The organism is Streptomyces sp. NPDC001822 (assembly GCF_042892135.1).
Classification (GTDB): Bacteria; Actinomycetota; Actinomycetes; order Streptomycetales; family Streptomycetaceae; genus Streptomyces.
Genome location: NZ_JBIATW010000021.1, coordinates 1 through 16,475, shown reverse-complemented (window position 1 = coordinate 16,475; position 16,475 = coordinate 1). Strand labels below are relative to the sequence as shown.

Below are 16,475 nucleotides of genomic sequence, written 5' to 3'. Positions count from 1 at the left end.
AGGGCTCATCCATTGATTAGGCGGTGCTCACCGTGTTGCTCGAAGCATTCGGCTCGATCCTCCAGATGCTGTACCTGGCCATGCTCGTCCTGGCCGTGGTCGCGCTGGTCTTCGCGGTGACGGCGCGCGAGGACGCCTACCGCGCCGCGGACAAGCAGAAGAAGTCCTTCTGGCTGATCATTCTCGGGATCACCGTGTTCGTGAACCTGGTCATCCCGATCCTCTTCCTGCAGATCGCGGGCGTGGTCGCGTCCATCGTCTTCATGGTGGACGTGCGGCCGGCGATCAAGGCCGTGTCGGGCGGCGGCGGCCGTCGCGGCGGGTCGAGCAGCGACGGGCCGTACGGTCCCTACAACGGCGGGCGCTGAGCGCCCGCGGGCGAAGCCGCACCGGGGCGGGAGCGCACGGCGCTCCTGCCCCTCCGGCGTATCAGGGCCTCGTCGCGTTCCAGCAGCAGGACCGCCACGTCGTCGGTCAGCTCGCCGCCGTTCAGCTCCTGCACCTGACTGACGGCGGCCTCCAGCAAGGCCTCGCCGCCGAGTCCCTGGTCCAGCCGCCCGTTGATCATCGCGACCATGCCGTCCTGGCCGAGCCGCTGGGTCCTTTCGAGCCCGACGCGGCCCTCGATCAGCCCGTCGGTGTACATCATGAGGCTCCAGGAGCCGCCGAGCTCGACCTGCCGGCGGGGCCAGCGGGCGTGCGGCAGCAGCCCGAGCGCGGGGCCGCCGTCCTCGTAGGGGAGCAGGTGGGCCGCCCGGCCCCGGCGGGCGATCAGCGGCGCGGGGTGGCCCGCGATGCACAGTCCGGCGCGGCGGCCGTCGGGGGCGATGTCGACGGTGCAGAGCGTCGCGAAGATCTCCTCGCTCTGCCGCTCGTGCTCCAGGACCTGCTGCAACGTGGACAGCAGGGCGTCGCCGCAGAGTCCGGCCAGGGTGAGCGCACGCCAGGCGATGCGCAGTTCGACGCCGAGCGCCGCCTCGTCGGGGCCGTGCCCGCAGACGTCGCCGATCATCGCGTGGACCGTGCCGTCGGGTGTGCGCACCGTGTCGTAGAAGTCGCCGCCGAGCAGGGCGCGGCTGCGGCCCGGTCGGTAGTGGGCGGCGAAGGAGAGGTCGGAGCCGTCGAGGAGCGGGGTGGGCAGCAGTCCGCGTTCCAGTCGGGCGTTCTCCTGGGCCCGCAGCCGGGACTCGGTCAGCTGGTGCTGCGCGATGTCCGCCCGCTTGCGCTCGACGGCGTAGCGGATGGCGCGGTTGAGGAGGCGGCCGTCGAGCTCGCCGCGGAAGAGGTAGTCCTGGGCGCCGACGCGCACGGCCTCGGCGGCCCGTTCCGCGTCGTCCTCCGCGGTGAGTGCGAGGACGGCGTGGCGGGGTGCGATGCGCAGGACGTGCTTGAGCGTCGCCAGCCCGTCGGGCTGGGTGCCGGCGTCCTCGCGTGCGCCGGAGGGCAGCGTCGCCGACTCCAGCTCCAGGTCCAGCAGGATGCAGTCGACGTCGTCGGTGAGCAGCCGTCCGGCCTCGGTGAGATTGCGGGCGGTCCGGACGCGGACCCGTGCCCCGGTGGTCGACGACAGCTCGGGGACGGTGAAGGTGCCCGCAGGGTCGTCCTCGATCACCAGGAGTGTGAGGTCGGCGCCGTGAGTGGTCTCCGCAGCGGGAACGGCACGTTGCTGCGGTACGGGTACGGGCATCGGTTCGGGTTTCCTTCCCTCCCCCCGAGGGCGCGGCGGGACGACGATCGACGACCCGCCGACGGGGACGATAGCGGTCCGCGGCCGGTGAACGGAATGCCACAGGGCGGTCCCGCCGTGTCATATGCACGGCCATAAGCCGCGTCCCACCACGGATCCGGCGTGATGGGCGCGCAGGAAACGGACATGAAGTCATGACGAACATCACGCCTCGCACACACGATCCCCGCGTCGCCGTCCGGCCGTGATGCGGTGTGCGTCACCCGGTCGCGGGGCGGCGCGGGACCGGCGGGCTCCCGGGCCGGGCGGTCTACTTGTCGGGGCGGACCACGCCGAGGATCTGCATCGAGCCGGCGCCCGCGAGCGTCACGTTCCTGCCGGGCCGCGGGGCGTGCACGATCGATCCGTCGCCGACGTACATCCCGACGTGGCTGGCGTCGCTGTGGTAGATGATCAGGTCGCCCGGGCGCATGTCGTGGATGGGGATGCGGGGCAGCTGGCGCCACTGCTCCTGGGACGTCCGGGGGATCGGCCGCTTGGCCGCCGCCCAGGCCTGCGAGGTCAGCCCCGAGCAGTCGTACGAGCCCGGGCCCTCGGCTCCCCAGACGTACGGCTTGCCGATCTGGGCGGTGGCGAAGGCGAGCGCCGCCTTGCCGCTCGCGCTCGCCTCGCGGTTGATGTCGTCGAGGGCGCCGGAGGAGAGCCAGGCCGCCTGGGCCGTCGACGCGGCGTCCTTCTCCAGCTGGAGGAGCCTGGCCCGCTCCTCCGCGGCGAGCTGCGACTCGATCTTCTTCGCCGCCGCTATCTGCGCGTTGATGCTCTTCTTGGCCTTGGCCTGCTTGACGCGACCGGCTTCGAGCTTCTCCCAGTTGAGGTTCGCGTCCTGGGTGTACGTCTCCAAGTCCTCCTGGGCCTGCTCCAGTTCGGTGAGCATGCCCTTGGTGGCCTGCTGGCCCTGCCTCGCCTGGCTGATGCCGTCCAGGAAGAGGTACGGGTCGCCGCTCAGCACGAGCTGTGCGCCCGGGGGAAGCCCGCCGCTGCGGTACTGCTCGCGGGCCTGCGCGCCCGCCCTGTCCTTCAGCTCGGCGATCTTCGCCCGGCCTTCGGTGATCGACTCGGTCAGCCGGACGATCTCGCCGGACTGCTTCTCGGCCTGCTCCTCGGCGAGGTTGTACGCGTCCGTGGCCGCCCCCGCCTTGCGGTAGAGGGTGTCGATCTCCTGCCGGACCTCTTCGAGGGTCTTCCCTCCGGCGGTGGGTGCCGTGGCGCTCGGCGTGGGCTCGGGTACGGGGGCGGCCATGGCCTGGACCGGCGCGGTCAGCAGGGCCAGTGCGCAGACCAGAGTGATCGCGGCAGTGGCACAGTGGCGTCGGTTCACGAGCTCCCCCTCCGGGCGAACGGCAACGAAAGCCATATCGCGTACATCTGACTTACCGTCAGTAACGTTTGAGTGACGACGCGATCGTGCCATGTTGCCCCGTAAAGCAACAGAGGTCCGCCGCACCGGCCCCGTCACACAGGTGACGAACGGTGATCCACCGGGGTTCCCGGATCCGGGCGTGTTCAGCCTGGCGCCGTCCTTCGTGCGCGCCTGTTCATCCACCCCCGGGCGGGCGTTCCGCCGGTGTTCAGCCGGAGTTCCCCGCCCGCTTTCTCCAGTTCCCCGCCCGGTCTCTCCGCGGGGTTTCTCGGCTTGGTCTCTCGGCCGGAGCTCAGGAGGGTCCGGGGCGCAGCGCGGACCAGAGGACCGTGATCTCGCCCTGCCGCCATCGTCGTGCCCCGTCCGCCAGGGGCCAGTCGGCGGACACGGAGCGGGCGGCCGCGATCCAGCGCTGCCGTGCGCCGAGCGACGCGTAGGGGGACGCCGAGGCCCACGCCCGGTCGAGGTCGCGCAGGAAGGAGTGGACCGGTTCTCCCGGGACGTTGCGGTGGATCAGGGCCTTGGGCAGACGTTCGGCCAGGTCGGAGGGGCGGTCCAGGGAGCCGAGGCGCGTCGCGAAGGTGACCGTGCGCGGCCCCTCGGGTCCGAGCGCGACCCACACGTGGCGGCGGCCGATCTCGTCGCACGTGCCCTCGACCAGCAGGCCGTCCGGGGCGAGCCGGGCGCACAGCCGCCGCCAGACCGCGGCGACCTCGCCCTCGTCGTACTGCCGGAGCACGTTCGCCGCCCGGATGAGCGTGGGGCGGCCGGGCAGGGGGATCTCGAAGCCGCCGTGGACGAAGGTCAGGCCCTCGCACTCGTAGGGGCGCGCCGAGGCGACCCGCTCCGGGTCGATCTCGATGCCGGTGACGGTGGTGCGCGGCTCGGCGGCGCGCAGCCGCTCCAGCAGTTCGACCGCGGTCCAGGGGGCCGCGCCGTATCCGAGGTCGACCGCGGCCGGGGCGTCGCTGCGGCGCAGGGCGGGGCCGTGGGTGGCGGCGATCCAGCGGTCCATGCGGCGCAGCCGATTGGGGTTGGTGGTCCCGCGGGTCGCGGTGCCCACGGGGCGCTGGTGCATGCAAGGGAGCCTATGCGACGCGTCGAAGGGCAGACGTGGGTGTAACGAGCGGCGGGCAGCGCGGCGCGCCGACCGGATCGTAATGATTTGGCAAAGCGGAAATGAACGGGCCGGATCCGCTGTTCTGGTCCTCCGAAGGGGTCGTGGGCCCCGTACGTGTCATGCCCCGAGCGAGGAGGAGCGGACCCGTGAGCCAGTACGTCTCCCGGCTCGGCAGCGGCCGTGCGGCACCCCGGATCCGTTTCCCGGGCGGCTTCGCGGGCGGCCACCGCAAGCCGCGCCGCGTCGCGATGCTCTCCGTCCACACCTCGCCCCTGCACCAGCCCGGCACGGGCGACGCGGGCGGCATGAACGTCTACATCGTCGAGCTGGCCAGGCGTCTCGCCGCCATCGGCATCGAGGTCGAGATCTTCACGCGGGCCACCACCGGCGGGCTGGCGCCGACGGTCGAGATGGCGCCGGGCGTCCTGGTCCGCCACATCGACGCCGGACCGTACGAGGGCCTCGCCAAGGAGGAGCTGCCCGCCCAGCTCTGCGCCTTCACCCATGGCGTGATGCAGGCCTGGGCCGGCCAGCGCCCCGGCTACTACGACCTCGTCCACTCGCACTACTGGCTCTCCGGCCAGGTCGGCTGGCTCGCCGCCCAGCGCTGGGGCGTGCCGCTCGTCCACGCCATGCACACCATGGCGAAGGTCAAGAACGCCGCGCTCGCCGAGGGCGACACCCCCGAGCCCGCCGCACGCGTGATCGGCGAGACCCAGATCGTGCACGCCTCCGACCGCCTCATCGCGAACACGGCGGGGGAGGCGGAGGAACTCATCCGCTTCTACGACGCGGATCCGGCCTCGGTCGCCGTCGTGCACCCCGGGGTGAACCTGGAACGTTTCTCCCCCGCCGACGGCCGCGCCGCCGCCCGGGCCAGGCTGGGGCTGCCGCAGGACGCCCTGATCCCGCTCTTCGCCGGGCGCATCCAGCCGCTGAAGGCGCCGGACGTGCTGCTGCGAGCGGTGGCCGTACTCCTCGACCGCGACCCCTCGCTCCGCTCGCGCATCGTCGTCCCCGTCGTCGGGGGCCCCAGCGGCAGCGGCCTCGCCAAGCCCGAGGGCCTGCAGAAGCTGGCCGCGCGCCTGGGCATCGCGGACGTCGTCCGCTTCCACCCGCCGGTCTGCCAGGACCAGCTCGCCGATTGGTTCAGGGCGGCGTCCGTCCTGGTCATGCCCTCCTACAGCGAATCCTTCGGACTCGTCGCCATCGAGGCACAGGCGACCGGGACGCCGGTGCTCGCGGCGGCCGTCGGCGGCCTCCCGGTGGCGGTCCAGGACGGCACCAGCGGTTTCCTCATCCCGGGCCACGACCCGGAGTCGTACGCCCAGGCCCTGGGCCGGTTCGCCGGAAACCCGGAACTGTCCGGACGGATGGGGGCCGCTGCGGCCGCCCACGCCCAGTCGTTCGGCTGGGACGCGGCGGCGTCGGCCACCGCCGACGTCTACACGGCCGCGATGCAGGACCGGCGGCGCGCCCGCTCGCACCACCACTGAGCAGCCCGCGACCGCGCCGAACCGTCCGGCCGTCGCCTGCGCCGAGCCGCCGATCGCGTGGAAGACCGGCCGGCGGACCGTCCGGCCGTCGCACCGCGGCCGGGGCTCCCGGCGCGGCCTGTCGTACGCTCGGACCATGGCTGACGTATCCGGTGGGACAGCAGCGGCGCAGGTCATCGAGGCGACGCTGGACGACGCGGAGCTCGAATGGGAGAGCCCCGAGCCCGGCATGTACGTCGTGAAGCTTCCCGGCACGCGCAAGCTGTCGACGACCTGCTCCCTGCGCGTGGGGCAGCACTCCCTGTCCCTCAACGCCTTCGTCATCCGCCACCCGGACGAGAACGACGCCGCCGTGCACCGCTGGCTGCTGGAACGCAACCTCCGTCTCTTCGGAGTGAGTTACGCGATCGACCAGCTCGGCGACATCTACCTGACCGGCCGGCTCCCGCTGTCCGTCGTCACCTCCGAAGAGCTCGACCGGCTGCTCGGCACGGTCCTCGAAGCGGCGGACGGCGCCTTCAATCCGCTGCTCGAACTGGGCTTCGCGAGCGCGATCCGCAAGGAGTACGCCTGGCGGGTGGAGCGAGGGGAGTCCACCCGCAACCTGGACGCCTTCACGCACCTCACGCAGCGACCCTCCTGAAGGATCGGCGAGCCGGCGTGGGCCTGGCGCCGGACCGCCCGCCCGGTGAACGGCAATGCCGGACGGACAGTCAATCCCCGCTCGACGTGGCCTCGTTCAGCGCCTCGACGAGCCGGGGAGCCACCTCGCGCCACGTCCAGGCGCCCGCGTCGGCGTCCGCACCGCCGCCGTTCGTAGGCGAGTCCGGCGTGACGCGGCGGTATCTTCACCACCCATTCCGTGCCCTCCGTGAGGAGTACGCGGGACACGGTGTTGTAGGTGCCTCCGGTGAGCGACTGCCGGGACGCGATGTCGCGGTCTCCGATCCCGAGGGCCGCGAGTACGGCCGCTGTCGCGACGACGGACATGCACAGTTCCCCTCTTCGGCTCCTGGCACTCGCTCGTGGGCACCTGTACGGCGTCCATGACCCCACAGCGTCTTCACAGGGCGATTACAGCCGAATCACGATCGCGTCCCGCGGTCGCGCGGAACGATCATCGGACAGGTGTCCGATCGTAGAGTGTCCCGTACCGCGACAACCCTCCCGAGAAGGCCCTGAATCCGGGCCCAGGGAGGGGCGTTGCTCCTTCGTACCGAGAGTTGAACGAATCATGCGCGCCACCGCCGTACGCCGTACCGCCCTCGCCGCCTCCGCCGCGTGCCTCGCCCTGCTCGCCACCGCCTGCGGCGGCTCGGACTCCGGCGACAAGGGCGAGAGCGCCGCGCCGGGTTCCAAGGACGACGCGGGCAAGCCCGCGGTCAAGGCCCTCACGTCGGCCGAACTGGAGAAGGTGTCGCTGGAGCAGGGCGACGTCGACGGCTACAAGGTCTCCAAGACGGGGCCGGAGGACATCGCCGCGCCGGAGGCCGTCACCGTGGACAAGAAGGAGTGCGAGCCGATCGGGTTCGCGTTCTACGGAGTGAAGCGAGGCACTCCGGTGGGCAACGCCGGGCGCAAGGTCGTCGAGGAGCCCAAGAAGAAGAAGTCCGCCCCCGGGGACCTGAAGGACGCCATGAACGGCGCGCTCGACATGACGTCGTCCCTGGTCACCCTGGCCTCGTACGACGGTGACGGCGCCGAGGCGAACCTGGCCGAGCTGCGGGAGTCCGCGGTCAAGTGCGCGACGGGCGGCTTCACCCTGTCCATGAAGGACACGAAGCAGACGATCACCTCGATCACCGAGGAGAAGGTGACCGGTGGCGACGAGGCCGTCGCCTGGAGGGTGCAGATGGGGAAGGGCGAGTCCGCGGTCCCCTTCAAGCTCGTGAGCCTCCGCAAGGGCGGCACGGTCGCCACGATCTTCTCCTTCAACCTCGGTGCGACGGGCGAGAAGGCCGACTTCGACAAGCCGACCGCGGTGATCGACGCACAGGCGGGGAAGCTCGGCTGATCCTGCGATCCTCTGAGCTCTGAGGTTCTGAGGCTCTGAGCCCTTGAGGCTCTGAGCCCTTGGCTGAGGGCCGGGGGAGACGGGGCGGGGGCGGGGAGGACGGCTCCCGCCCTTGCGCAGTCCGGGAGGGCGTGCGTCGGAGGAGTGGTGCGTTCCCGGGGAGTGAAGCGCCTCGGGCGAGCCGTGCCTCTCGGAGGAACGGTGCGTCTCGGGAGGGCGGCCTGCTCACGGCAGGGGGACGAGCCTGACGACGGTGACGGTCAACACGGTTCCGGAGACGTAGTACAGGACGATGGCCCCGCCCACGGTCGCCTCGCGCCGGTCGCGTTCGAGCTTGACGGCGCTGGAGGCGTGTCCGTAGGGATCGAGGCCGAGGGTGCGCGCCATCTCGCCGCGGAACGCGTCACCGTCACGCATCTTGGCCAACGTGTCGTCGGCGGGCGGGGCATAGGAGATGCGGAAACTCAAGCGACGTTCCGCCTCTCTGCCTCGTCCTGAGCCAGCCGGTCCAGGATCTTCTCGGCCTCGGGATCGGGCACCGCCTCAAGCATCCAGTGACGCATCACCGCCTGGATCTCGTGCACTCCAGCCTCGTTGATCGCACTGTCGAACTCCTCGCGTCTCTCTTCGGGGAGCGCGGCACGGATCGCCGGGATGCTGTTGGGTACCTCGACCTCGGTCCCGCCGACGAAGGTCTTCAGAGACTCGCCCATGATGGTTCTCCCCGATCTCCTTGCTCTCCGCGCCCCGCCTGCCCGTACGGCGCGGGGTGTGCACCTGGGTAACGGGCAGGTGTGGAGGTCACGTTAGCGGGTGCGGTCCCGGGCGGGGCATACGCAGAACTGCTTCGCATCAGCCGGATCGCCGCGCCCGACACAGCCGCTGTCGCGGGTTGATGAAGCTGGTCCCCCTCGTCCTCGGGGCACCGGTCCGGAGCGGCCCACTCAGGCCGGAACGGCCCTTGAGGTCTTCGCGAACCCCGGATGGGGCAACGTCACGGGGCGGCTTATCCGGGGAACGCGCTGGGTAGGTTCGCGGTGTTCCGGCTGTCCGAGCGGGACCGGTCGCGAGCCATCGGGGTGGGCTTTGAGCGTGGAACTCTTGTGGACGGCAGGGGGCACGTTAACCGGATTCATCGCCCTGTGGGTGGGCGTGTGGCAACTGTGGCTGCAAGTCCGCGAGCGTCGCGACCAGGAGCCCGTGCGGTCCGGCGGGCCGGGTGCTGCCCATTTCCCCGGCGCGCAGGTGCGGCCACCGGCCGGGAGGCTCCCCCCGGAAGTCCGCGGACGTGACGTGCTGCTGGCGCGACTCCTGCGAACCGTCCGGGAGGAAGGCGGTCGGCCCGTGGTCCTCGCGGGCATGGGGGGCGTGGGGAAGTCCACCCTCGCGATGGCTCTGGCGGAACGGGTGCGAGCCGGGGGACGGCACCACGTGTGGTGGGTCTTCTCCACCGAGACCGGCAGCCTGACCGCGGGGATGCTCGCGGTCGCCCGTCAGCTCGGGGCATCGGTATCGGATCAGGAGCTGATCGCCTCTGGCTCGCCCCGGGCACCGGACGTCATGTGGGAGGTGCTTGACCGGACGAAGCGCAAGTGGTTGCTGGTCATCGACAACGCCGACTCGCCGCGTGTGCTCGCCGCCCCCGACGGTCCGGGGTCGAGTCGGGCCCAGGTCGTCGACGGCACGGGCTGGCTGCGCGTTGCTCGACAGGGAACCGTTCTGGTCACGACTCGCCATCTCGACGCCTCGACCTGGGGGAGGGAGGTGCAGTTCCACAAGGTCGCGCCTCTGCCGGCACAGGATGCGGGCCGGATCCTCGTAGACCTCGCGCCCAACGGCGGGACGGCCGATGAGGCAAGGAGCCTGGGCGAGCGCCTCGGCGGGCTTCCGCTCGCGTTGCAACTCGCGGGCAATCACCTGGGGTCCGAATTCGCCCTCATCCGTTCGTTCGCCGTGTACGAACGCCTCCTGGACGAGTCCGCCGGGGCGGTTCGCCTCCTGGGGCCGGACGCGGACGAGGGCGCCGACGCGCGCAGAGCCGTGATGCGTACCTGGGAGATGTCCCTCGACGCTCTCGGCCGTGCGGGCATACCTCAGGCGCGTACGATCATGCGCCTTCTGTCCTGCTATGCGGCCGCCGAGCCGCTGCCCGGTGCCGTACTCGGATCCGGCCGGGCGGCGGCGTTGAGGGAGCCCGCGACGGCTCAGGACCCCGGGGGCGTCGACGACCTCGTCCGGCTGGAGCAGGGAATCCGCGGTCTGGTCGGACTGGGCCTCGTGGAGGCCGGGGCCACACCCGAAGAACCCGGGCAGTTCCCGACACTCCTCGTCCACCCCGTGGTCGCGGACGTGAGCAGGGCGCACCTGCTGGACTCCTTGGGGCGACAGGACGTGGGGTCCGCCGCCCTCGTCCACGGTGCCGTCGAGATCATCGTCGACCACGTCGACGGACTCCGGCCGGACGAGCCCTCGGACTGGCCCGGTTTCCAGGGGGTCGCTCCCCATCTGCGTGCGCTCGTCGGGAACGTCGGACGACTGGTCGACGGGGAGCACCTCCACCGGTTGCTGCGCGCGGTCGGCCGTTTGGCGGACTACTACGAGTGGAGCGGTCCGGCGGCACTGGCGGAGGAGCTGTGCCGGGTGGCACTTGCGGGCGTGGACGACGTCAGCCCCGAGCACCGCGTCCCCGTCCACGGAGTCCGGTACTGGCTCGGCAGGAGCATCTCCCTGCAGGGACGTTGGGCAGAGGCGCGCGATGTGCTGCTCAGCCTGCTCGAAGACCAACTGGTGGTGTGCCGGCCGGACGACCCGGACGTCCTGAGGACCCGGGGCGAGCTCGCCCGGCTCGACGCCGAACTGGGCAGGTACGACGCTGCCGAGGCCGCATTGGGTGACATCCTCGAAATCCACCGGCATGCACGGGGGGATGACGACCGGGAGACGCTGGCGACGCGTCACGCGATCGGAATCGTGGTCTCCCGTCAGAAGCGCTGGCAGGACGCCGAACGGGCCTTCCGCGCTGCCGCCGAGGGCCGTGCGGCGGTCTACGGGCCCGAGCACCCTTTCACCCTCTCCAGCAGGAACCGTCTGGCCTGGGCGCTCGGGGAGCAGGGGCGGACGGAGCAGGCGAGGGGAGAGCTTCGGGAGATCCTTGCCGTCCGGCGACGGCTCTTCGGCGCGGACCATCACGACACACTGGCCACGCGCGAGCGCATCGGCTGGCTGCTCGCACTCGAAGGCCGTCTGGGAGAGGCGGAGGCCGAACTGTCGGAGGTCATCGCCGCCAGGGTCCGCGTGGTCGGACCCGACTATCCGAGCACCCTCAACTCCCGGACTCTCCTGGCACAGGTACTGGTCCGGGCCGGCAGGCAGACCGAGGCGCGCACGTTGTTCGAGGAGGTGCGCGAACGGCAGATCCGCCAGGTCGGCCCCCTCCATCCGAAGGTACGGGAACTGGACCGGATGCTGGCGGACTGCAGCTGACCGGATGGCCGCAGCCGCAGCCGCAGCCCTGCGCATACGCTTGCCGGCACCGGGCACCACGGTGCCGTCGTACGACCGGTGAGGACCGGAGCTTCGCGGCACCGGACGGGGGGAGCGCTGTGCGTGCTGAGATGGGCTACGGGACGCAGCTCGAGGTCGTCGCGCCGCTGATGGCGGCGGTCCGGGGCGGGGCGATGGTGCTCTCGTACGCCGAAAGCCGGGCGTTCGCAGCACTGGGTCTGAACCGCTTCGGGTCCGTGGGTTCGACACGGCTGGACTGGACCGGCGCCGAGATCCTCCGGACCTCCACGGCCTTCGACGGCGAGGGGCTCCGCGAACTCCTGCGTGGGTTGGCCCGCCCGGATGAGTTGGCTGTCGTGTTCTGGGGCAACCTCGCCGTGCCCGTTGTCGCTCTGGAGGCCGGGGCGGTGGCGGTGCACGCCGACGCGGTGCTGGAGTGCGGTTACGAGTGCTGGATTCATCTGGTCGACAGCGAGGTCCTGGTCGAGTTCCAGGACGGTGAGGGGTTCACCGCCGGGAGGGTGCCGGCCTTGCTGACCTCCTGACGGCATCGGTGTCGGCGCGACCACCTCGGGTGTGCACCTCGCGTCCGTTCTGATCTGGTCCCGCAGGTGACCGGGTGCCATGCGGGCCGAACTGATCGAGGCCGATTCGAACGCAAGGTGGAGCCAATTGGGTTGGGCACATCGAATTGCCAGAAGTGCGGACTGAGATTGCCCAGGGGCACACGGGGCCAACTGGGGCAGTGCCCCTGCGTGGACACGAAGTAGAGCACCGCCGTGGGCTTGGCTCACCAGAGCCCCAGAAACGACAGCCGATGTTCACGACTGTGGGAGCCAAGCAGGGCAGCGGTCGTTTCGGGCTGGCGGTACAGTGCGGGCCGTGGATATACCCGACTGGTTCAAGTGGGTCTTTCTCGGCTTGACCTTGCTGCAGGTCCTCGGCCTCGTCCCCGTCATCCACCGACTACGCGAACTCGATTCTGCAGTGCGGATCGCGGCACGTTTCGATCTGCTGGACTCGATCGGCAGCATCGTGTTCCTGGGCGGTGCCTACCTGAGTCTTGAGGCCTCAGAGTCCTGGTTCTGGCTCGCCCTTGCCGGCGTGCTCCTCGTAGGCGCCGGCTACGCCATGAAGGGAGTTCATCTCCTCCGCGCCCGCCGTCGCCGCCGCACAGTCTGATTCAGCTGAGCTAAGAGCGGTTCACGACAACTCAGCGGCATCAAGAGAGTCTTACTCCGGCGATGCCTGGAGGAAGAGGCTTCGGACGATTGCTTCCCGGGGATGCCTTGAAGCGGAAGCCGGTCGAATCCGGGACTCGCTCAAGTCGCTTCCCCATGGGCGAACATCTGTCGGTTCCGAGGCTGAGGCTCACCTCCTGAAACGCGGCCACTCTGAGTGATGCTTCCCCGAAATTTCCCGGCGGCGGAGCGACGGCAGCTCGTATGATCGCGGCAGGGATGGGGCTCGTAGCGCAGCGGTTGTCGCGCCTTCACGGCATGTAGGAGGACGCCGGTTCGAATCCGGCCGGTCCCATCTCACTTCCTCCTTGCGGACCGGGCACTCTTCTCCCTTTATGTAGGACACCGCCCTGCAGGGGCGGTTCCTGAGGGTGTGATACCTGGCCGTAGTACCGCAACATCGTTACGGGGTGGGCGTAGAGCGGCATGTGCTGGAGCTGCTGTTGGCCGGTGATGACGAAGCGTCTGTGGTGGCGCCGGCCACTCTGCACAGCGGGGCCGCCTACTGGGTGGCAGACGGGGCGCAACCTGTAGGCCAACATGCCGGAGTCTTCAACCGTCGGCTCCAGCGCATGCGGAAGCGCGGGCTCGAACCGCTCGGGCTGGAACGAGCAGTGCGGCTCATCCGCGGACATGGTCAGCCCGTGCGCACAGGGCTGATCGATGCCGCCGATCGGACATGCACCACCCTGCTCTTCCTCACCGAGGACGGCAGCGCGCTGGTGGCCTGCGCCGGCTGGCCGCCGCCGTTGGGCGCCAGGAAGTCAACGGTTCAGGAGCGAGGCGGGGCCATCACTGCGTGACAGAGCCACTTGGTAGCTTGCTCGTCAGAGGTCGGTCGGAGAACCCAAGAGGTCCGCGGCCAAGGGGGGTGGGCATAAAGGTCCCCGGGTCCGCCTCGGGACTGTGAGCGTAAGGCCGCGGCATCCACCCCCCTCTCCCTCCGCCTTTCTATAACAACTCCAGCCCCGCCACGCACCCTGAGGGCGCGCCGCTGTGCGGACGACCTTGACGCCCGGGCCTCGACTGCCCTGCTCCGCCCGGGTCGAAGGTGGTCGGGATGAGAGCCCCCAGACGCTCGCCACGCTCCGGCCGGCAGTCGCGAACGGCGCCCCTGCCATCTTGGAGTCCGAGCACCGGTGTCAGGCGCTTGCCGTCGTGGCTTCGAACGTGGGGCCCGTTCCCGTCGAGGTCATCCGGCAGCGTGCACCCCTATGGCCGTGGCCGCTGCCTACGGGTCCACCTATTCGACACGACACGGCGGTTGAAGGTTCGTACGCTCCGAACCCGAGAGAAGGAGAGGGCCATGGCGGACGACTACTCCGTGCTGGTGTGCGACGACGTCCCCCATGACGTCGTGCTCACCGATCCCGGCATCCGCGTGCTGGACGTCGCTCAGGTCGTGCGCCGTCTGACCGGGCTGAGTCTCTGGCGGAGCAAAGTCCTGGCTACGCAGGTTCCCGCTCTGATCCTCGACGGCGTCTATCAGGAGGACGCTGAGGCGGCTGTCACGGCTCTGCGGGCTGCGGGCGCATTGGCACAGGTGAGGGAGCAGCCGGAGCCGGACTTCCTCAAGTCCTGAGGCGAAGAGAGCGACCGGGTGACGGTCCGCACACGGCCCAGCCCACCAAAAAGCCCCCCACCACGCGGAGAACCCGCAGGCGGGGGGCTTCTTCAGCTCTGCTTACTTCTTCTTGCCCTGGGTCTGGCGGGCCCGTTTTCCGGTCCTGGTCAGCAGGGTGCCCGCCGTACCTGACCTGCGGTTGGGCTGTGGTCGTTGGTCGTTGTTGGGCGTTGCTTGTCACCCTCGCAGGGCCCAGAGAGGGCCCGGCGGGGCTGGCCCGGCTGCCGAGTGGCGAAGAGGAGCAGTCACCGCCGACCCACCGACGGCACCGTTCGGCCGGCATGTCCCCCAAGCCTCAGTTCAGGCTGCGTCTACGGCGCCCTCGGCATTCAAGGGTACGGACCTGACCCCACGCAGACCTCTTCGTTCCGAAGCACCTCGGGACGTTCGCCGCCCTTGGGCCTGTGGGCCGTTCACCTGCGCTGATCTTCCGCCAGCGTCCACGGTTGTCCGCGGTTGTCCGTCGCCGTTGTCACGCAGTTAGATACTCACCGCACCTCGTGCGCGGGGCACTGGCCGCGACAGCTGAAGGACGTCCAGCAGCTACAGCCACCGAGACCGGGTATCTGTCTGAGCATGCTTGCTCTGACTTACACCTCACGTAGCGCTGCAACAACGCTGTGGGCCTTCGCGGTTGCCGTCCTTATCGTGCTGGCCGTGGCTTGGTACGCCCGACGACGGAGGTAGGGCGACACTCGCTTTAGGAGTTCGATCTGGGTCTACTCCGGCTTCCACCGCTATCTGACACGACGGCCGGACAAGGACGTTGCGGTGCGCCTCCGTCCGGCACCGTTGATGTCAGCTGTGGATGTCAGAGAGCGCTCGACCCTGGCTTGCTGTGCCTCTCACCTGACACTGCCACGGCCGCATCAGGGCCACCCCTTAGCCCGTGCTACCGCGGGCCGCCTCAGCCGAACCGATGTACGCGGTCACCTCGTCAATGAAGTCGCTGTGGGCCTGAGCCATGATCCCACCCGCATCTCTGACATGGAGTCCGAGCCGACGCCTGGCCAGAGTGCGTCCCTCCTCAGCTCTGTCCCAGTTACTAAGACCGTGTCCTATGTGGGGCTGGCTCGTTGAGTTCGTCATGGGGCGGGGTACGTGGAGTTGGATTGTTCCGGACGGGCTGTGGGAGATCGCGGAGCCGCTGATCCCGCCGTCGAAGGTGCGGCCGCAGGGCGGCGGGACGCAGGACACGCCTGATGAGACGTTGTTCGCCGCGATCATCTATGTCCTGGTCAGCGGATGCGCCTGGCGGTCCTTGCCGCCGTGCTTCGGGATATCGAAGTCGACGGCCCACCGCAGGTTCCTGATCTGGTCGAGAGCTGGTGTCTGGGGCCGGCTCCACGAGGAGATCCTGCACCGCCTGGACGACGCCGGCCTGCTCGACCTCTCCCGCGCGGTTCTGGACTCCGCGCACGTGAGGGCTAAAAAAGGGGCGAACTCACAGGTCCGAGCCCCGTGGACCGGGGCAAGCCGGGTTCCAAGATGCACGTCCTGTCGGACGCGAACGGACTGCCCCTCCTCGTCGGCCTCTCCGCGGCGAACACCCACGACAGCCTCGCGCTGAGCCCATGATCCAGGGTCACCAAACGAGACACGACCCCCACCGCGGCCGGTACTTCAAGCCCCAGCGCCTTCACGCGGACAAGGCATACGACGTCCCTCACCTGCGCAAATGGCTGTGGGGCAAGCACATCGGCGTGCGCATCGCCCGCAAGGGAGTTGAGTCCAGCGAACGGTTAGGCCGCCGCAGATGGGTGATCGAGCGGACCATGTCCTGGCTGACCGGCTACCGCAGACTCAACCACCGTTACGAACGCCATCCCCGCAACTACCTGGCCTTCCTCGGGCTCGCCGCCGCCCTTTGTTGCTACAAGCGCCTCGCCCGCCTCACCACATAGGACACGGTCTAAGGGCATCCGTGTAATCCTCCAGCGCCTCCCGGACAGCTCCCGAAGGATTGCGAAGATGCTCCGGGCCGAAGGCCAGGATGCGAAAGTGCGCCTGCGTTACGCCAAGCTGGGCCGTGCCTATCGATGCGCGGATCTCATCGCGTTCGGTGTCGTTCTCGATAGCGCCATAGTAGGTCGGGGTTGCCCGAGCGAATACGTCATAGGCTTCCATGAAATCCACCAACGCATCTACACGGCGCTGAAAGAGCCAGTCACGCTGAGCATGCTGCGTCTGTAGCTCAAGGTGACGCGTCGCCTCGAATCCAGCCCTTCTTGCACCCTCGATAGCAGCCCGCACTGTTCTATCGCCTGCGTCGCGGGGTCTGATGCACGATCGGGTGACATCTGAACTGGCTTGCCTTGTAGGGCAGGTGGGAAGGATGTCGCTGTGCCCAAGCCTTACCCCCAGGAGTT

At 69.7% G+C, this 16,475-nt stretch carries 15 protein-coding genes, 1 tRNA gene and 2 pseudogenes; 12 read left to right on the top strand and 6 right to left on the bottom strand.

The annotated features are described in order from the left end of the window. The first annotated feature begins 32 nt into the window (after window positions 1-32). Window positions 33-368: a DUF2516 family protein gene (locus ACFYY2_RS32210; protein WP_388749609.1), complete on the top strand. Its 336-nt coding sequence runs from the start codon at window positions 33-35 to the stop codon at window positions 366-368. On the opposite strand, the gene ACFYY2_RS32205 is transcribed toward ACFYY2_RS32210, so the two are convergent. The 3 genes from ACFYY2_RS32205 to ACFYY2_RS32195 all read right to left on the bottom strand — a co-directional run bounded on the left by ACFYY2_RS32205 (window position 350) and on the right by ACFYY2_RS32195 (window position 4,185). Beyond that, complete coding sequence (locus ACFYY2_RS32205) at window positions 350-1,687, bottom strand: PP2C family protein-serine/threonine phosphatase (protein ID WP_388749607.1); 1,338 nt, start codon at window positions 1,685-1,687, stop codon at window positions 350-352. The genes ACFYY2_RS32210 and ACFYY2_RS32205 overlap by 19 nt on opposite strands. A 310-nt stretch (window positions 1,688-1,997) precedes the next feature. Further along, window positions 1,998-3,065 (bottom strand): NlpC/P60 family protein, encoded by a 1,068-nt coding sequence (locus ACFYY2_RS32200; RefSeq protein WP_388749605.1) that lies wholly within the window; start codon window positions 3,063-3,065, stop codon window positions 1,998-2,000. A gap of 334 nt (window positions 3,066-3,399) precedes the next feature. After that, window positions 3,400-4,185 carry a class I SAM-dependent methyltransferase gene (locus ACFYY2_RS32195; protein WP_388749603.1) on the bottom strand — a complete coding sequence of 262 codons (786 nt, stop codon included), beginning with the start codon at window positions 4,183-4,185 and terminating at the stop codon, window positions 3,400-3,402. A 188-nt stretch (window positions 4,186-4,373) separates the two neighbouring features. Between ACFYY2_RS32195 and mshA the strand changes: the two genes are divergently transcribed. Together mshA and ACFYY2_RS32185 are read left to right on the top strand one after the other, a co-directional pair. Then, window positions 4,374-5,723, top strand: a complete 1,350-nt coding sequence (mshA, locus tag ACFYY2_RS32190) for a D-inositol-3-phosphate glycosyltransferase (protein WP_388749601.1) — start codon at window positions 4,374-4,376, stop codon at window positions 5,721-5,723. Window positions 5,724-5,859: 136 nt separating this feature from the next. Next, a complete protein-coding gene (locus tag ACFYY2_RS32185) occupies window positions 5,860-6,366 on the top strand; it encodes a YbjN domain-containing protein (protein ID WP_388749599.1) in 507 nt (168 codons plus the stop codon). A gap of 167 nt (window positions 6,367-6,533) precedes the next feature. Here the strand turns inward: ACFYY2_RS32185 and ACFYY2_RS32180 are convergent. Further along, window positions 6,534-6,713, bottom strand: a pseudogene (locus tag ACFYY2_RS32180) (aminoglycoside phosphotransferase family protein); the annotation flags it as partial. 244 nt (window positions 6,714-6,957) lie between these two features. Here ACFYY2_RS32180 and ACFYY2_RS32175 point away from each other — a divergent pair. Beyond that, window positions 6,958-7,737 carry a hypothetical protein gene (locus ACFYY2_RS32175; RefSeq protein WP_388749595.1) on the top strand — a complete coding sequence of 260 codons (780 nt, stop codon included), beginning with the start codon at window positions 6,958-6,960 and terminating at the stop codon, window positions 7,735-7,737. A gap of 225 nt (window positions 7,738-7,962) precedes the next feature. Here ACFYY2_RS32175 and ACFYY2_RS32170 read toward each other — a convergent pair whose 3' ends face one another. Together ACFYY2_RS32170 and ACFYY2_RS32165 are read right to left on the bottom strand one after the other, a co-directional pair. Continuing rightward, the gene (locus tag ACFYY2_RS32170; protein WP_327116199.1) at window positions 7,963-8,205 is read right to left on the bottom strand and encodes a hypothetical protein; all 243 of its coding nucleotides are present in this window, start codon (window positions 8,203-8,205) and stop codon (window positions 7,963-7,965) included. Beyond that, entirely contained in the window at window positions 8,202-8,450 is a 249-nt protein-coding gene (locus ACFYY2_RS32165; RefSeq protein ID WP_388749593.1) for a hypothetical protein, read from the bottom strand. Before ACFYY2_RS32165 ends, ACFYY2_RS32170 begins: the two co-directional genes overlap by 4 nt. Before the next feature lie 580 nt (window positions 8,451-9,030). On the opposite strand from ACFYY2_RS32165, the gene ACFYY2_RS32160 reads away from it, so the two are divergent. The 8 genes and pseudogenes from ACFYY2_RS32160 to ACFYY2_RS32125 all read left to right on the top strand — a co-directional run bounded on the left by ACFYY2_RS32160 (window position 9,031) and on the right by ACFYY2_RS32125 (window position 16,299). Beyond that, window positions 9,031-11,220, top strand: a complete 2,190-nt coding sequence (locus ACFYY2_RS32160; protein WP_388749591.1) for a tetratricopeptide repeat protein — start codon at window positions 9,031-9,033, stop codon at window positions 11,218-11,220. A gap of 119 nt (window positions 11,221-11,339) precedes the next feature. Further along, window positions 11,340-11,786, top strand: a complete 447-nt coding sequence (locus tag ACFYY2_RS32155) for a hypothetical protein (protein ID WP_388749589.1) — start codon at window positions 11,340-11,342, stop codon at window positions 11,784-11,786. A 337-nt stretch (window positions 11,787-12,123) separates the two neighbouring features. Continuing rightward, the gene (locus tag ACFYY2_RS32150; protein WP_388749587.1) at window positions 12,124-12,423 is read left to right on the top strand and encodes a hypothetical protein; all 300 of its coding nucleotides are present in this window, start codon (window positions 12,124-12,126) and stop codon (window positions 12,421-12,423) included. A 280-nt stretch (window positions 12,424-12,703) separates the two neighbouring features. Next, window positions 12,704-12,777 (top strand) — tRNA-Ala (locus tag ACFYY2_RS32145). A gap of 133 nt (window positions 12,778-12,910) precedes the next feature. Then, the gene (locus ACFYY2_RS32140) at window positions 12,911-13,285 is read left to right on the top strand and encodes a hypothetical protein (protein WP_388749585.1); all 375 of its coding nucleotides are present in this window, start codon (window positions 12,911-12,913) and stop codon (window positions 13,283-13,285) included. Between the two features lie 503 nt (window positions 13,286-13,788). Beyond that, on the top strand, window positions 13,789-14,064 hold the full coding sequence (locus ACFYY2_RS32135) for a ribosomal protein L7/L12 (protein WP_388749583.1): 276 nt from the start codon (window positions 13,789-13,791) through the stop codon (window positions 14,062-14,064). Between the two features lie 1,129 nt (window positions 14,065-15,193). Then, a pseudogene (locus ACFYY2_RS32130) lies at window positions 15,194-16,010 on the top strand (IS5 family transposase). Between the two features lie 67 nt (window positions 16,011-16,077). Further along, the gene (locus tag ACFYY2_RS32125) at window positions 16,078-16,299 is read left to right on the top strand and encodes a hypothetical protein (RefSeq protein ID WP_388749581.1); all 222 of its coding nucleotides are present in this window, start codon (window positions 16,078-16,080) and stop codon (window positions 16,297-16,299) included. The last annotated feature ends 176 nt before the right edge of the window (window positions 16,300-16,475 follow it).

Bases quoted from the DNA above. Each gene is read 5' to 3' on its own strand.
- ACFYY2_RS32125 (WP_388749581.1), top strand. From the start codon at position 16,078: ATGCTCCGGGCCGAAGGCCAGGATGCGAAAGTGCGCCTGCGTTACGCC.
- ACFYY2_RS32135 (WP_388749583.1), top strand. From the start codon at position 13,789: ATGGCGGACGACTACTCCGTGCTGGTGTGCGACGACGTCCCCCATGAC.
- ACFYY2_RS32175 (WP_388749595.1), top strand. From the start codon at position 6,958: ATGCGCGCCACCGCCGTACGCCGTACCGCCCTCGCCGCCTCCGCCGCG.
- ACFYY2_RS32195 (WP_388749603.1), bottom strand. From the start codon at position 4,185: ATGCACCAGCGCCCCGTGGGCACCGCGACCCGCGGGACCACCAACCCC.
- ACFYY2_RS32205 (WP_388749607.1), bottom strand. From the start codon at position 1,687: ATGCCCGTACCCGTACCGCAGCAACGTGCCGTTCCCGCTGCGGAGACC.
- ACFYY2_RS32165 (WP_388749593.1), bottom strand. From the start codon at position 8,450: ATGGGCGAGTCTCTGAAGACCTTCGTCGGCGGGACCGAGGTCGAGGTA.
- ACFYY2_RS32185 (WP_388749599.1), top strand. From the start codon at position 5,860: ATGGCTGACGTATCCGGTGGGACAGCAGCGGCGCAGGTCATCGAGGCG.